Consider the following 12,579-nt stretch of genomic DNA (forward strand, 5'->3'; position numbering starts at 1 on the left):
GTCCGGCAACCCGCTGACTAGGTGTACCGGGACAGGACGTTGGTAGCAGGCGTGTCGGCTTGATGTGAGGAGAACCTCCGGATGAGGTGTGGCTTGTCTAGGTCCACCACCGTCCGGAGGTTCTCGTGTCCCACCGTAATGCCCGTACGACGTTTCACGGCCGACTGCTGATAGTGCAGCGGTATCAGGCCGGCTGGGCTAAAGCCCATATCGCCAAGGCGATGGGGGTGTCGCGCAAGTGCGTACACACCTGGATCACTCGCTACGAAACCGACGGCGAGGCGGGCCTGTGCGACCGGCCCTCGCGCCCGCATACCACGCCCACCCGGGTTACCCACGGCCTCGAAAATCAGATCGTGGCTTGGCGGCGTCGGCACCGCTGCGGTCCCGACGAGATCAGCGCGAAGCTGGGTGTGTGCGCCCGCACGGTGTCGCGTGTGCTGCGCCGACGCGACGTGCCCTATTTGCGTGACTGTGACCCGATGACCGGTCACGTTATCCGCGCCTCCAAGGCCACCGCCGTACGTTATGAACGATCCCGGCCCGGTGAACTGGTCCATATGGACGTCAAGAAGCTGGGCCGCATACCCGACGGAGGCGGTTGGCGCACACGGGCGCGGTAACACTGGCTTAGATGTCAACCGGCGTAACGGGTTTGACTACATCCACTCACTTGTTGATGACTACAGCCGGCTGGCCTACAGCGAAATCCTTCCCGACGAGAAAGGCTCCAGCTGCGCTGGGTTTCTGCGCCGCGCCGCAGCCTACTTCTGCGCCCACGGCATCCCTGCCATCGAACAGATCATGACCGACAACGCCTGGGCCTACCGATACTCGCTACGCGAAGTCAGCGCTGAGCTGGGCGCTCGCCAGATCTTCATCAAGCCGCATTGCCCCTGGCAGAACGGAAAGGTGGAACGCCTCAACCGCACGCTGCAGACCGAATGGGCCTACAAGCGCGTCTTCACCTCCAACAGCCAACGCGCCGCAGCCCTTGCCCCCTGGCTCAAGTACTACAACACTCAACGGCGTCACAGCGCACTCGGTGGACTGCCGCCCATCAGCCGACTGCAACCAACCTCATGACCGAGTACAACTAGGGGCTGTGGCTGAAGACCGGCGCCGGCGGCGGAGTCACCTGCTCAGCCTGGGCCTCCTCGTCCAGGCCGATGCAGCCACCCTGGTTGTGGCCGATGCACGGGACGCCCAGCACCTCCGGCACGTCCGGGTTACCGGCCGGCGTGCTGAACGTCGAACCGGCGTTCGGCACCGTGTGAGGCACGCACACGCCGGTGAACTGGTCGGGCTCTTCGCCACCGGAGCAGCTCTGGGCCACCGGCCCCACAACCGGCGTGGGCGCTGCGAACGTGGCGAGCACCGGCGCCGCGGCGATCGCAACCGCAAAGCCACCGGCAATCATCAGTCGTTGTGCGGGGAACTTCATGGTCGCCATCGTCACGCTTCCTGTAGTCGTCAACCGTGTCGTCGGCATGAATTCTATGGAAGCCAGCAGGTTTCTGCACAGCTTCGCCGAGTTACCGGGCCGGTGGCTACGGGCTGGAACTGATGATGGATCGGGGTTGCGCCGGTGGGCCCGCCGCTTCCTCGTCCTCGGCCAGCCCCATGCAGGCCCCGGAATTGTGCCCGATGCACGGAATACCGTCGATCTCCGGAACGTCCGGATTGGCCGCCGTGGTCTGGAACAACGGCGGCGCACTCGGCACCAGATACGGCACACACGTCGTCGTGAACTGGTCCGCTTCCTCGCCCGACTGGCAGCCCCCCTGAGCCACCGCTGCGTCCGGTCCCGGTGCGACAGACAGGCCGAGCACGGGCGCGGCCGCGACCGCCATGAGGAACCCGCCGGCCAGGACAATCCGTCGAATCGGGAACGAGGAATTCGCCATTTCGCGATTGTAGGAGCTTGCCTTTGCGTATGCGCACGTTTGGCACGGGCCGGGATAGTGCGGGGTGGGCGGCACCGTAATGTGCAGTAAGCCGAACAACGCAAGCGAGGTGGTCCGCGATGGCGAGCCCTGATCTGACAAGCGCCGACGCCGGAGGCGATGCAGCGCAACAGGTGACGTACGAAACGCTGGACGACGGCCAGATCGCCCGCATCTGGCTCAACCGACCGCAGGCGCAGAACGCCCAGTCGCGCACGCTGCTCGTGCAGTTGGACGAGGCATTCGGCCGCGCGGAGGCCGACGACCGGGTGCGGGTGGTGATCCTCGCCGCGCGTGGCAAGAACTTCTCGGCCGGCCACGATCTCGGGTCCGAAGAGGCGATGTTGGAACGCAAGCCGGGCCCTGCGCAACATCCGACGTTCCAGTCGCACGGCGCCACCGTGCCCGCGATCGCCGAGCGGACATATCTGCAGGAGTGGCACTTCTTCTTCGAGAACACCCGTCGCTGGCGGGATCTGCGCAAGATCACCATCGCCCAAGTGCAGGGCAACGCGATATCCGCCGGCCTGATGTTGATCTGGGCCTGCGACCTGATCGTCGCCGCCGACGACGCAAAATTCAGCGACGTGGTGGGCGTCAGGATGGGCATGCCGGGCGTGGAATACTACGCGCACCCATGGGAATTCGGTGCTCGCAAGGCCAAAGAGCTTCTGCTGACCGGTGATTCGATCGATGCCGATGAGGCCTACCGGCTCGGTATGGTGTCGAAGGTTTTCCCGCGCGAGGGACTCGAGGACAAGACGCTCGAGTTCGCCCGACGCATCGCCGAGCGCCCGACCATGGCGGCCCTGCTTGTCAAGGATTCGGTGAATGCCGCAGCCGACGCGATGGGTTTCACCGAGGCGTTGCGGCACGCATTCCACATCCACGAACTCGGGCACGCGCACTGGGCGGCGCACAACGAGAACCGTTATCCCGTGGGGCTTCCGCCGAATGTGCCGGACTGGCGCACACTCGGGGCGCCGAAGCCCGCCCGCCGCGACGAGCCGTGACGTATAACCAGAACCTGTTCTAGTCATCTGATGAAGGGATCTGCGGTGGAGTTGTCGTTGGCGGGGCGGACGGTACTGGTCACCGGTGGTGGCAGCGGCATTGGTAAGGGTGTGGCCGCCGCGGTGGTGGCGGCCGGCGGAAACGCGATGCTCGTCGGCCGCAACGCCGACAAACTCTCCAAAGCCGCCGACGAGATCACAGCGCAGGGCGGTTCGGGCTCGGTGCTCTACGAACCGGCCGATGTGACCAACGAAGACGAAGTGGCCCGCGTCGTGGAGGCGACTACGGCGTGGACCGGTCGGCTGTACGGCGTCGTGCACTGCGCGGGCGGCAGTGAGACGATCGGACCGATCACGCAGATCGACTCGGAGTTGTGGCGCCGCACCGTCGACCTGAACATCAACGGCACCATGTACGTGCTCAAACATTCGGCGCGGGAGATGGTGCGCGGGGGCGGCGGCTCGTTCATCGGCATCTCGTCGATCGCTGCGAGTAACACCCACCGCTGGTTCGGCGCCTACGGGGTCTCCAAGGCCGGCATCGACCACATGATGCAGTTGGCCGCTGACGAACTCGGCGCGTCCTGGGTGCGGGTCAACTGCATCCGGCCCGGTCTGATCCGCACCGAACTCGTCGCGCCGGTACTCGAATCCCCGGAACTCAGCGGTGATTACGCCGCGTGTACGCCGCTGCCGCGGCCCGGCGAGGTCGACGACATCGCGAATGCGTCGCTCTTCCTCCTCAGCGATGCCTCCAGCTTCATCACCGGCCAGGTCATCAACGTCGACGGCGGACAACTCGTGCGCCGCGGCCCGGACTACTCGTCGATGCTCGAGCCGCTGTTCGGCGCGGACGGCTTGCGGGGAGTCGTCTCCACCTAGCCGCTCCGCCCAGCCCGGTAACGTCGGTCACGTGGTCACCTTGGACCGGCTCGTCAACGTGCTGGGTAGTTACGGCGTGCGGCTGCGCTTCTGCCCGATCCCGCGTTCCAGGGAGCTGGGCAGCGTGGTGATGCACGAAATGGTCGGCGGCCGCACGATCACCGGTGACGTGCTGATGGCGATCGGGGCGCGAACCGTCAACGAGGCGCTGCGATGGGCGGTTTCGGCGCGTGCGGTGGTGGTCCTCCTGCGCGACGGCGACGACGACACCACATTCGCGGGCATGGTCGAGGGGGTCGCGGTGATGGTCGTCGATCAGACCGTGTCCTGGAGCGAGCTCGCCGCCGTCGTCTACGGGCTGGTGCTCGAGGGGCGGGAAACCGAATCCGGGCGCGGGCCAACGGATCTGTTCGCGCTCGCCGACAGCCTGGCCGAAGCGACCGGCGGCGGGGTCACCATCGAGGACCCGCTGTCGCGCGTGCTTGCGTACTCGACGATGCAGGAGAACGCCGACCCGGCGCGGGTGGCGACGATCATGAGCAGGCAGGCGCCGGAGTCCTTGCGCGAATTCTTCGACGCGCAAGGCGTGTTCGCCCATCTGGTGAACTCCGACGAGCCGCTGTTCGTCGGGCCCGACACCGGTCAGGGGTTGTCCGGCCGCATGGTTGTCGCGGTGCGGTCCGGGCGGGAACTGATGGGCTCCGTGTGGGTTGCGTGCCCTGAGCCGTTGGCCGAACCCGAACGCACGGCGTTGGCCGACGGTGCCCGCACGGTGGCTCTGCATCTGCTGCGGTCCCGCGCCAGTGCAGATCTGGAGCGCCAGGTCGAATCCGAATTGGTGCTCGGACTCCTTGACGGCAGTGCGGCCGCCGCGGCAGCCGCCAGCAGACTCGGCCTCTCGCAGGGACCGATGCGGGTCATCGCCGTGCGGGCATTCATCGGCGCCGAACACGACGCCGCGCTGCTGCTGGCGTTCGAGAGGGCGACCGCCGGCTTCGGTTGGTCGCGTCCGGGGCGCAGTGCGCTGGCGGGCAACACCATCTACACGCTGCTGCCGGGCGAGCTGGCTGACCCCGCTCGCAGATGGGTCACCGGCTTACGGGCGGCCCTGCCCGACCGCGTCACCGTGTTGGCCGGCATCAGCAAGGCGGCCATCACCACCGACCTACCCGCGGCGCGTCAGGAAGCCGACGAATGCCTCGCGCTGCACGAGATCAGGCCGTCGACCGCCGTACCCCCCGCCTACGACGAATCCTGGGACGAGATCCTGTTGCAGCGACTTCGCACCGCGGCGCAGTCCGGCCGCACCCCGGACCGGGGGCCGGTCGCCGAACTGCGCCGTCACGATCAAGACCACGCCACGGAGTACGTCTCGACGCTGAGGGCATGGCTGGAGGCGCTGGGCGACCCCGTCCAGGCGGGCGTCCGCCTGGGCGTGCACGAGAACACCGTGCGGTACCGGCTGCGCAAGATGGCCGAGATCACCGAACTGCCGCTGGACGACGCCCGTAAGCGGCTGGCCATCATGATCGAACTCGCCGCCATCGACGCCGACTGAAACGATTCGCCGCTTCCTCGGCGCAGGTCTGACTGTTGTCGGATCACCACAACGGCAGCGCCGCGGATTGTCCTGGCGCGGCAATACGCGATGAGGCGACCGGCCGCACCATGGTTGGACAGCCGGCAATGTCGGCAATGTTCGGCAATGTTCGGCAATGGAGGTATCTCCGTGGTCAGCGGCGAGCGGATGGACGGTGGGCCGCGGTCTGCGATCGTGATCGGCGCCGGGATCGTCGGTTTGTCGACGGCCTGGTTTCTGCAGGAGCGCGGTGTCGAAGTCACGGTCGTCGACCGGAGCGGGGTGGCCGGCGGCGCCTCCTGGGGTAACGCCGGCTGGGTCGCGCCCGCGCTGACCCTGCCCTTGAACTCGCCGAAGGTGCTGCGCTATGCGCTGCGCTCGTTGCGTGACCGCAGCGCGCCGCTGCACATCCCGCTGAGCATCGACGGCGCGTTGTGGCTGTTTCTGATGCAGTTCGCCGCCAACTGCCGGCCCTCGGCGTGGCGCCAGGCGGTGGAGGCCAGTGTGCCGCTGAACGAAGAATGCATCGAAGCATTCGACGTTCTCATCGCGAACGGTGTCGACGCGCCGGTGACCGACGCTCCGATCACCGCGGTGTTCCGCAACACCGATGACGCCGAGAACATGATGCGCGAACTGCGCGCGCTCGAGCGGGCCGGCCAGAAGCTGTTCGTCACCGGGTTGTCCGGTGAGGCGTTGCGGGAGCAGGTGCCGCTGGCATCGCCGGCGATCACCGCCGGTATCAACATCAACGGTCAGCGATTCGTCGATCCAGGACGATTCGTCCAGGCCCTGGGCCGAACGGTCGAGGAGCGCGGGGCGCGCATCCTGACGCTGGACGTGCGTGGCGTGTTCAGTTCCGGCAACCAAGTGGTGGTGCAGCCCTACCACGGCAAGCACCTGACCGCGGACACCGCGGTGATCGCCACCGGTGCGTGGATGTCACGGCTGACGGGCCACCGGTTGCGCGTCCCGGTGGAGTCCGGTCGCGGCTACTCCTTCACCGTGCCGGTGGACCGCCCGATCCCCGGGCCCATCTACCTGCCCGACGTACGAGTCGCGTGCACGCCCTACCACGGTGCCCTTCGCGTGGCGGGCACGATGGAGTTCCGCGACCCACACGAACCGGTGACCGCCGAGCGGGTGGGGGCGATCGTCGCTTCCGCGAGCCCGCTGCTGCAAGGCGTCCGGTGGGCCGAGCGCAGCGACATCTGGGTCGGTCCGCGGCCGATCACCCCGGACGGCAGACCCCTGGTCGGCGAGATGTCGCGCAACGTCTACGTCGCAGGCGGGCACGGAATGTGGGGACTCGCGCACGGTCCGGTGACCGGCCGACTCCTGGCCGAACAGATCACCACCGGGAAGCAGCCCGAAGCACTGCGGCCCTTCGATCCGCTACGACGCGCGGTCGCCTAGACCGGCGCCCGCCACCCATCGAAACCCCTCGTCTGCTCGCCCTCCATGGCGACCGGCCGACTCGCGACTCGAGTACCTGGAAAGGACCAGAAATGACCATCGCACAACGAATTTGGATATCACCGGACGCCTACGCGCGGCTGCAGGATGAACTCGCCACGCTTCGTGAACTCGTCGCAAATGCAGTCGGTGAAGAAGACGCGGGCGAGAACGCGTCCGCCGTCAAACGCGCCCGCCAGGCGCGCATCCGCGAGATCCACGAGATGCTCATCAACGCTGTCGTCGGCGAGGATCCGCCGGATGACGGGATCGCCGAACCGGGCATGGTGGTGACGGTTCGCTACGACGACACCGCCGAGGTCGAGACGTTTCTCCTCGGTGTGCGAAGTGCCGAGCACGGTGACATGGAGGTCTACTCCGTCCAGTCGCCGCTGGGCGCGGCCATCCTCGGCGCCCGCCCTGGTGAACAACGCAGCTTCAAACTCCCCAGCGGGGCGGATCTGTCCGTCACGATGCTCACCGCGGTGCCGTACGGCCTGCACAGCGGCGACGAGATGATGCTTCGCGAATAACCTTTCGGCGCGCTTGGCGGCTAACTAGGATGGATTCACGACGACCCCTACGCCCCGCGCCGAAGGAGGGTCTTTTGACTGCCGAAGTCACCTCGGTTCCGCAACTGGAGGTCCGCCGGCCATTCCCGGCCAGGATGGGCCCGCGGGGCAACTTGGTTTACAACCTCATCACCACCACCGATCACAAGCTGATCGGCATCATGTACGTCGTCACCTGCTTCGTCTTCTTCTTCATCGGCGGGCTGATGGCGCTGTTCATCCGGGTCGAGCTGGGTGTGCCGGGGCTGCAGTTCCTCTCCAACGAGCAGTACAACCAGCTGTTCACCATGCACGGCACGGTGATGCTGCTGTTCTACGCGACCCCGATCGTGTTCGGGTTCGCCAACCTGGTGCTGCCGCTGCAGATCGGCGCGCCCGACGTGGCGTTCCCGCGCCTCAACGCGTTCTCGTTCTGGCTGTTCCTGTTCGGCGGGCTCATCGCGCTCGCCGGGTTCATCACCCCGGGCGGCGCGGCTGACTTCGGCTGGACCGCGTACGCGCCGCTGAGCAACGCCATCCACTCGCCCGGCGCCGGCGGGGACCTGTGGATCCTGGGGTTGGCCGTCGCCGGCCTGGGCACCATCCTCGGCGGGGTCAACATGATCACCACCGTGGTGTGCATGCGCGCACCCGGCATGACGATGTTCCGGATGCCGATCTTCACCTGGAACATCCTGGTGACGTCGATCCTCGTGCTGATGGCCTTCCCGATTCTGACCGCGGCGCTGTTCGGCCTGGCCGCCGACCGCCACCTCGGCGCGCACATCTACGACCCGGCCAACGGCGGGCCGCTCTTGTACCAGCACCTGTTCTGGTTCTTCGGCCACCCCGAGGTGTACATCGTCGCGTTGCCGTTCTTCGGCATCGTCACCGAGATCTTCCCCGTGTTCAGCCGCAAGCCGATCTTCGGCTACACCACGTTGGTGTACGCGACCTTGGGCATCGCGGCGCTGTCGGTGGTGGTGTGGGCGCACCACATGTTCGCCACCGGCGCGGTGCTGCTGCCCTTCTTCGCGTTCACCACCTATCTGATCGCGGTGCCGACGGGCATCAAATTCTTCAACTGGATCGGCACGATGTGGAAGGGCCAGTTGACGTTCGAGACACCGATGCTGTTCTCGATCGGATTCCTGGTGACCTTCCTGCTCGGCGGGCTCACCGGCGTCATGCTGGCCAGCCCGCCGCTGGACTTCCACGTCACCGACAGCTATTTCGTCGTGGCACATTTCCACTACGTGCTGTTCGGCACCATCGTGTTCGCCACCTACGCGGGCATCTATTTCTGGTTCCCGAAGATGACCGGCCGGCTGCTCGACGAGCGACTGGGCAAGCTGCATTTCTGGTTGACGTTGATCGGATTCCACACCACCTTCCTGGTGCAGCACTGGCTCGGTAACGACGGCATGCCGCGGCGCTATGCGGACTACCTGCCGACGGACGGGTTCACCACGCTCAACGTCGTGTCGTCGATCGGCGCGTTCATCCTCGGCGTCTCGGTGCTTCCGTTCACCTGGAATGTGTTCAAGAGCTGGCGTTACGGCGAGCCGGTCACCGTCGACGATCCGTGGGGTTATGGCAACTCGCTGGAGTGGGCGACGTCGTGCCCGCCGCCGCGGCACAACTTCACCGAGCTGCCCCGGATCCGTTCGGAGCGGCCCGCTTTCGAATTGCACTACCCGCACATGGTCGACCGGATGCGCGCCGAGTCGCACATCGGCAGGCACGCCACCGCGGGCGAGTCGCCGACCGGTTTCGGCCCGCGCACCGAACCCGACCGCAGCTAGGACGTTTCCGCGGGTCGCGCATGACTGGGCGGTTGTCGTGCGCGAACAACAACTCACGCTGCCGTTGTCGTACTGGTGCAACCCGAGTCGGCCCGGGACAGAGCACCATGGAAGGTGTCCCGAGCCCGACGAAGCGGGTTCTGGGCGCTTGACTACACGACCGAACGAGGGCAGCAGACATGATCGCATGCAATTCATCCGAAAACGGATCGCGGCACAACGACGATCAGATGCTCACCCACGTCGCTCTGCACCGGTGGGAAGCCGAGGGCGGCGCACTAGCGGATACGTAGCGGCGTTACAGCGTGAAAGCGGGCCGTTACGGCAGCGACGCCTGCGGTTCGAACGACGCGACGATGGCCTCCACCGGCGAACGCCACGTCACGCCGAGATCCCCGATCGTCGCTGAGTCGTCAGTCGGTGTCGCGGCGATGAGCAGCAGCGCCGCCTCATAGCTCAGGCCGTCACCCAGGTCTACGACGCCGGACAACGCCTCGCTGGCCCGGCTGATGATGCGAAACAAACTCGGGCTCAGGGGGATTCGTCTGAAGCGACGGTTCGCCCCGCGCTCCAGAGCGGCGATCATATCGTCGAATGCGACAAGCGTGCCCCCGCATACGTAACGGCGCGGCCCGCGACCCGGCGTCATCAATGCGGCGTGCACGTCGGCAACATCGCGGACGTCGATCATCTGCATCCCGCCGCGCAACCGGGGCGCGACACCGGCACGCACCAGCGGAGCCCACCCCCGCTCCGTGACGCCCGCCGCAGTGTGGAACGCCGGACCGACCACGCTCGAGGGATAGGTGACGACGACGGGCGCGCCCTGCTCCTGCAGGCCACGCGCCACCCGGTCGGCATACGCCTTGGTCCGCGCGTACGGGCTTCGCCCCGGCGCGGTCGGCGTATCCGGTCCGATGACACCGTTCGGTGGCGGGAACAATGCGCTGTAGCTGCTGACCGACACGATCGGGTCGAGGCCGCCCGCCGTCGCGCGGTTCAGCACCGATTCGGTGGCGTAGGCGTTGACCTCCCACATCAGCGTGCTGCGGCGTTTGTCGGTGCCCACCACGCCCGCGGCGTGCAGCACCGCATCGCAGCCGTCGAGAAGCGCCTCAACCGTTGCGGTGACCCGGATGTCGCCCGCCATGGTCTCGATGTCGCCGATCTCGGCGAACCGCTGCAGCACCGGTGCGCCCTGCGCCTCGGGCGCCACCAGCAGGCGCACTCGATGACCGTCAGCGAGCAGGGCACGCACACAGTGGGCGCCGACATAGCCGGTTCCGCCCGTGACAGCGATCAACACGGGGGACGAGCCTAGGTCATCTCCGCCGCACGATGTACGGCGTTCACGATCCCCTGGTATCCGGTGCACCGGCAGAAGTTGCCCGACAACCCTTCGCGGATCTCCTCGTCGGTGGGCTTGGGGTTGTCGCGTAGCAGCGCGGTGATCGAGGTGACGAAGCCGGGCGTGCAGAAGCCGCACTGCAAACCGTGGCAGTCGCGCAGCGCGGCCTGCACCGGCGACAGTTCACCGTCCGGACCCCCGACGCCCTCGACGGTGGTGACCTCCATACCTTCGGCCTGCACGGCGAACATCAGGCACGCACGCACCGCGTCACCGTTGAGCAGCACGGTGCAGGCCCCACATGCACCGTGCTCACAACCGAGATGCGTTCCGGTCAGGCCACACTTCTCGCGGAGGAAGTCGGCGAGCGTGAGCCGCGGTTCCACGGTCGCGGTGAACGTGCGTCCGTTGACCGTCACTTCGACCGGCATGTCATGCATCGATTGCCTCCGTAATGGCGCAAGTCCAGGCACGGGCGACCATCGTCGCGCCGACCTTGGCTCGGTAGGTCGCCGACCCCTGTAGGTCGGACGGAATGTCGTCGAGTCCGCTCAGTGCGAGCCTGCCGATCTCCCCGGCGTCGATGTCGCCGACCGGGCGACCGGTGACGGCCTCTTCGGCGGCGCTGCCCCGCAGCGGTGTCGAACCCAGGCCCAGAAGTCCGATGCCGCAACGGGTTACCCGGTCATCGAAATCCAACTCGACCGCGACCGCCGCACCGGCGATTGCGAAGTCGCCGTGGCGGCGCGCGAATTCCTCCACTGCGAAGCCCGTCCGCCCGCTCCAGATCGGGAAGTGCACCGCGGTCAGCATCTCGCCGGGTTGCAACGAGGTCTCCCACAGCCCGGTGAAGAAGTCCTTCGCGGCGATCTGTCGGGACCCCGTCGAGGACAGGACGTCCATCCGCGCGTCGAGCGCCAACGCGACGGCCGCGTACTCCGCCGCCGGGTCGGCGTGGGCGATGGCGCCGCCGAGTGTCCCCCTGGTGCGGATCTGGAAGTGGCCGATGTGCGGCGTCGCCAGGGTCAGCAACCGAACCGACTCCGCCACTTCGTCATCCATCCCGACGAAGGAATGCGGGGTGCCGGCCGCGACGCGTACCGCGCCGTCGACCAGGTCGATGCTGCGAAGCTCGTCGATCCGCGAGATGTCGATCAGGTTCTCGAAATACGTCAGTCGCATCGCGAGCATCGGCACCAGGCTCTGTCCGCCCGCAAGAAGTTTCGCGTCGTCGCCGAATTCCGCGAGCATGTCCACCGCCTCCTTGACCGACTCGGGGCGGTGGTAGGCGAACGGGGCGGCTTTCATGACGAAAGTAGCCGCGCCAGTGCGGCCTGCAGGTCCTCGGCCATCGCCGCGGCCGGCGGCTTCTTACGGTGACGGCCCAGCAGAAGGCCGACCGCCAATCCCGCGGCCAGACCGGCTGCGACCGGCGCGGCGCGCTTGGCCAGCGGTACGGCAACGACTTTCAGCATGTCGATCGACTCACCGGCTTCAGGCTGCGCGGCGGCCGCGGCCGCCTCCGTCGTCGGTGCCGTGGTGGCCTTGTCGCCGAGCACGCTGGCCTCCAAAGACTTGGCGAACTGGCCGATCAGGTTGGACGCCACATCGGCGAGCACGCCGCGACCGAACTGCGCGGCCTTGCCGGAGATCGTCAGGTCGGTGTTGATGACCACCCTGGTCGCGTCGCCCTCGTCCTTCAACTGCGCGGTGACGGTCGCCGCGGCGTTGCCGTTACCGCGCGTCTCCTTGCCTTCGGCTTTCAGGACGACGCGCTGCGCGGCGGCGTCCTTCTCCTGAAACGAGGCAGCGCCCTTGTAGGACACCGTGATCGGGCCGACCTTGACCTTCACCGCGCCGGTGAAGTCGTCGCCGTCGACTGACAGCAGGGTGGCACCGGGCAGGCACGGTGCGACGCGCTCGACGTCGGTCAGCACCTCCCAGGTCTTCGCGGCCGGTACCGCGACCCGGAATTCGTTGTTGAGTTCCACTGCTGTTTC

12 protein-coding genes and 1 pseudogene are annotated in these 12,579 nt (G+C 67.0%); 7 read left to right on the top strand and 6 right to left on the bottom strand.

The features are described from left to right. Positions 1-125 precede the first annotated feature (125 nt). A pseudogene (locus tag G6N18_RS19285) lies at positions 126-1,086 on the top strand (IS481 family transposase). A gap of 10 nt (positions 1,087-1,096) precedes the next feature. On the opposite strand, the gene G6N18_RS19290 reads toward G6N18_RS19285, so the two are convergent. Further along, positions 1,097-1,453, bottom strand: coding sequence for a hypothetical protein (locus tag G6N18_RS19290; protein ID WP_067215601.1), 357 nt, complete (start codon positions 1,451-1,453; stop codon positions 1,097-1,099). 97 nt (positions 1,454-1,550) lie between these two features. Next, positions 1,551-1,907, bottom strand: a complete 357-nt coding sequence (locus tag G6N18_RS19295; protein ID WP_234783567.1) for a hypothetical protein — start codon at positions 1,905-1,907, stop codon at positions 1,551-1,553. A gap of 119 nt (positions 1,908-2,026) precedes the next feature. On the opposite strand from G6N18_RS19295, the gene G6N18_RS19300 reads away from it, so the two are divergent. The 6 genes from G6N18_RS19300 (at position 2,027) to ctaD (ending at position 9,231) form a co-directional block, all read left to right on the top strand. Beyond that, a complete protein-coding gene (locus tag G6N18_RS19300; RefSeq protein WP_067215594.1) occupies positions 2,027-2,959 on the top strand; it encodes an enoyl-CoA hydratase in 933 nt (310 codons plus the stop codon). A 30-nt stretch (positions 2,960-2,989) separates the two neighbouring features. Next, positions 2,990-3,841 carry an SDR family oxidoreductase gene (locus G6N18_RS19305; RefSeq protein ID WP_276060983.1) on the top strand — a complete coding sequence of 284 codons (852 nt, stop codon included), beginning with the start codon at positions 2,990-2,992 and terminating at the stop codon, positions 3,839-3,841. A gap of 31 nt (positions 3,842-3,872) precedes the next feature. Beyond that, positions 3,873-5,399, top strand: coding sequence for a PucR family transcriptional regulator (locus G6N18_RS19310; RefSeq protein WP_083006650.1), 1,527 nt, complete (start codon positions 3,873-3,875; stop codon positions 5,397-5,399). A 147-nt stretch (positions 5,400-5,546) separates the two neighbouring features. After that, on the top strand, positions 5,547-6,836 hold the full coding sequence (locus tag G6N18_RS19315) for an NAD(P)/FAD-dependent oxidoreductase (protein ID WP_276060984.1): 1,290 nt from the start codon (positions 5,547-5,549) through the stop codon (positions 6,834-6,836). Between the two features lie 92 nt (positions 6,837-6,928). Further along, positions 6,929-7,408, top strand: coding sequence for a GreA/GreB family elongation factor (locus tag G6N18_RS19320; RefSeq protein ID WP_067215584.1), 480 nt, complete (start codon positions 6,929-6,931; stop codon positions 7,406-7,408). 134 nt (positions 7,409-7,542) lie between these two features. Beyond that, positions 7,543-9,231 (top strand): aa3-type cytochrome oxidase subunit I, encoded by a 1,689-nt coding sequence (gene ctaD / locus G6N18_RS19325; RefSeq protein WP_067215580.1) that lies wholly within the window; start codon positions 7,543-7,545, stop codon positions 9,229-9,231. Between the two features lie 319 nt (positions 9,232-9,550). Here the strand turns inward: ctaD and G6N18_RS19330 are convergent, their stop codons facing one another. The 4 genes from G6N18_RS19330 to G6N18_RS19345 are packed head-to-tail and all read right to left on the bottom strand — an operon-like array spanning position 9,551 to position 12,570. Beyond that, complete coding sequence (locus G6N18_RS19330) at positions 9,551-10,537, bottom strand: NAD-dependent epimerase/dehydratase family protein (RefSeq protein ID WP_083006648.1); 987 nt, start codon at positions 10,535-10,537, stop codon at positions 9,551-9,553. Positions 10,538-10,548: 11 nt separating this feature from the next. Next, on the bottom strand, positions 10,549-11,019 hold the full coding sequence (locus G6N18_RS19335; protein ID WP_083006646.1) for a (2Fe-2S)-binding protein: 471 nt from the start codon (positions 11,017-11,019) through the stop codon (positions 10,549-10,551). Further along, positions 11,012-11,887 carry an FAD binding domain-containing protein gene (locus G6N18_RS19340; protein ID WP_083006643.1) on the bottom strand — a complete coding sequence of 292 codons (876 nt, stop codon included), beginning with the start codon at positions 11,885-11,887 and terminating at the stop codon, positions 11,012-11,014. The genes G6N18_RS19335 and G6N18_RS19340 overlap by 8 nt, the downstream gene beginning before the upstream one ends. After that, positions 11,884-12,570: an SRPBCC family protein gene (locus G6N18_RS19345; protein ID WP_067215544.1), complete on the bottom strand. Its 687-nt coding sequence runs from the start codon at positions 12,568-12,570 to the stop codon at positions 11,884-11,886. Before G6N18_RS19345 ends, G6N18_RS19340 begins: the two co-directional genes overlap by 4 nt. Positions 12,571-12,579 lie beyond the last annotated feature (9 nt).

It is taken from the genome of Mycolicibacterium celeriflavum (genome assembly GCF_010731795.1).
GTDB classification, from domain to species: Bacteria; Actinomycetota; Actinomycetes; order Mycobacteriales; family Mycobacteriaceae; genus Mycobacterium; species Mycobacterium celeriflavum.

Bases quoted from the DNA above. Each gene is read 5' to 3' on its own strand.
- G6N18_RS19320 (WP_067215584.1), top strand. From the start codon at position 6,929: ATGACCATCGCACAACGAATTTGGATATCACCGGACGCCTACGCGCGG.
- ctaD (WP_067215580.1), top strand. From the start codon at position 7,543: ATGGGCCCGCGGGGCAACTTGGTTTACAACCTCATCACCACCACCGAT.
- G6N18_RS19295 (WP_234783567.1), bottom strand. From the start codon at position 1,907: ATGGCGAATTCCTCGTTCCCGATTCGACGGATTGTCCTGGCCGGCGGG.
- G6N18_RS19305 (WP_276060983.1), top strand. From the start codon at position 2,990: ATGAAGGGATCTGCGGTGGAGTTGTCGTTGGCGGGGCGGACGGTACTG.
- G6N18_RS19300 (WP_067215594.1), top strand. From the start codon at position 2,027: ATGGCGAGCCCTGATCTGACAAGCGCCGACGCCGGAGGCGATGCAGCG.
- G6N18_RS19315 (WP_276060984.1), top strand. From the start codon at position 5,547: ATGTTCGGCAATGGAGGTATCTCCGTGGTCAGCGGCGAGCGGATGGAC.
- G6N18_RS19335 (WP_083006646.1), bottom strand. From the start codon at position 11,019: ATGCATGACATGCCGGTCGAAGTGACGGTCAACGGACGCACGTTCACC.
- G6N18_RS19340 (WP_083006643.1), bottom strand. From the start codon at position 11,887: ATGAAAGCCGCCCCGTTCGCCTACCACCGCCCCGAGTCGGTCAAGGAG.
- G6N18_RS19290 (WP_067215601.1), bottom strand. From the start codon at position 1,453: ATGGCGACCATGAAGTTCCCCGCACAACGACTGATGATTGCCGGTGGC.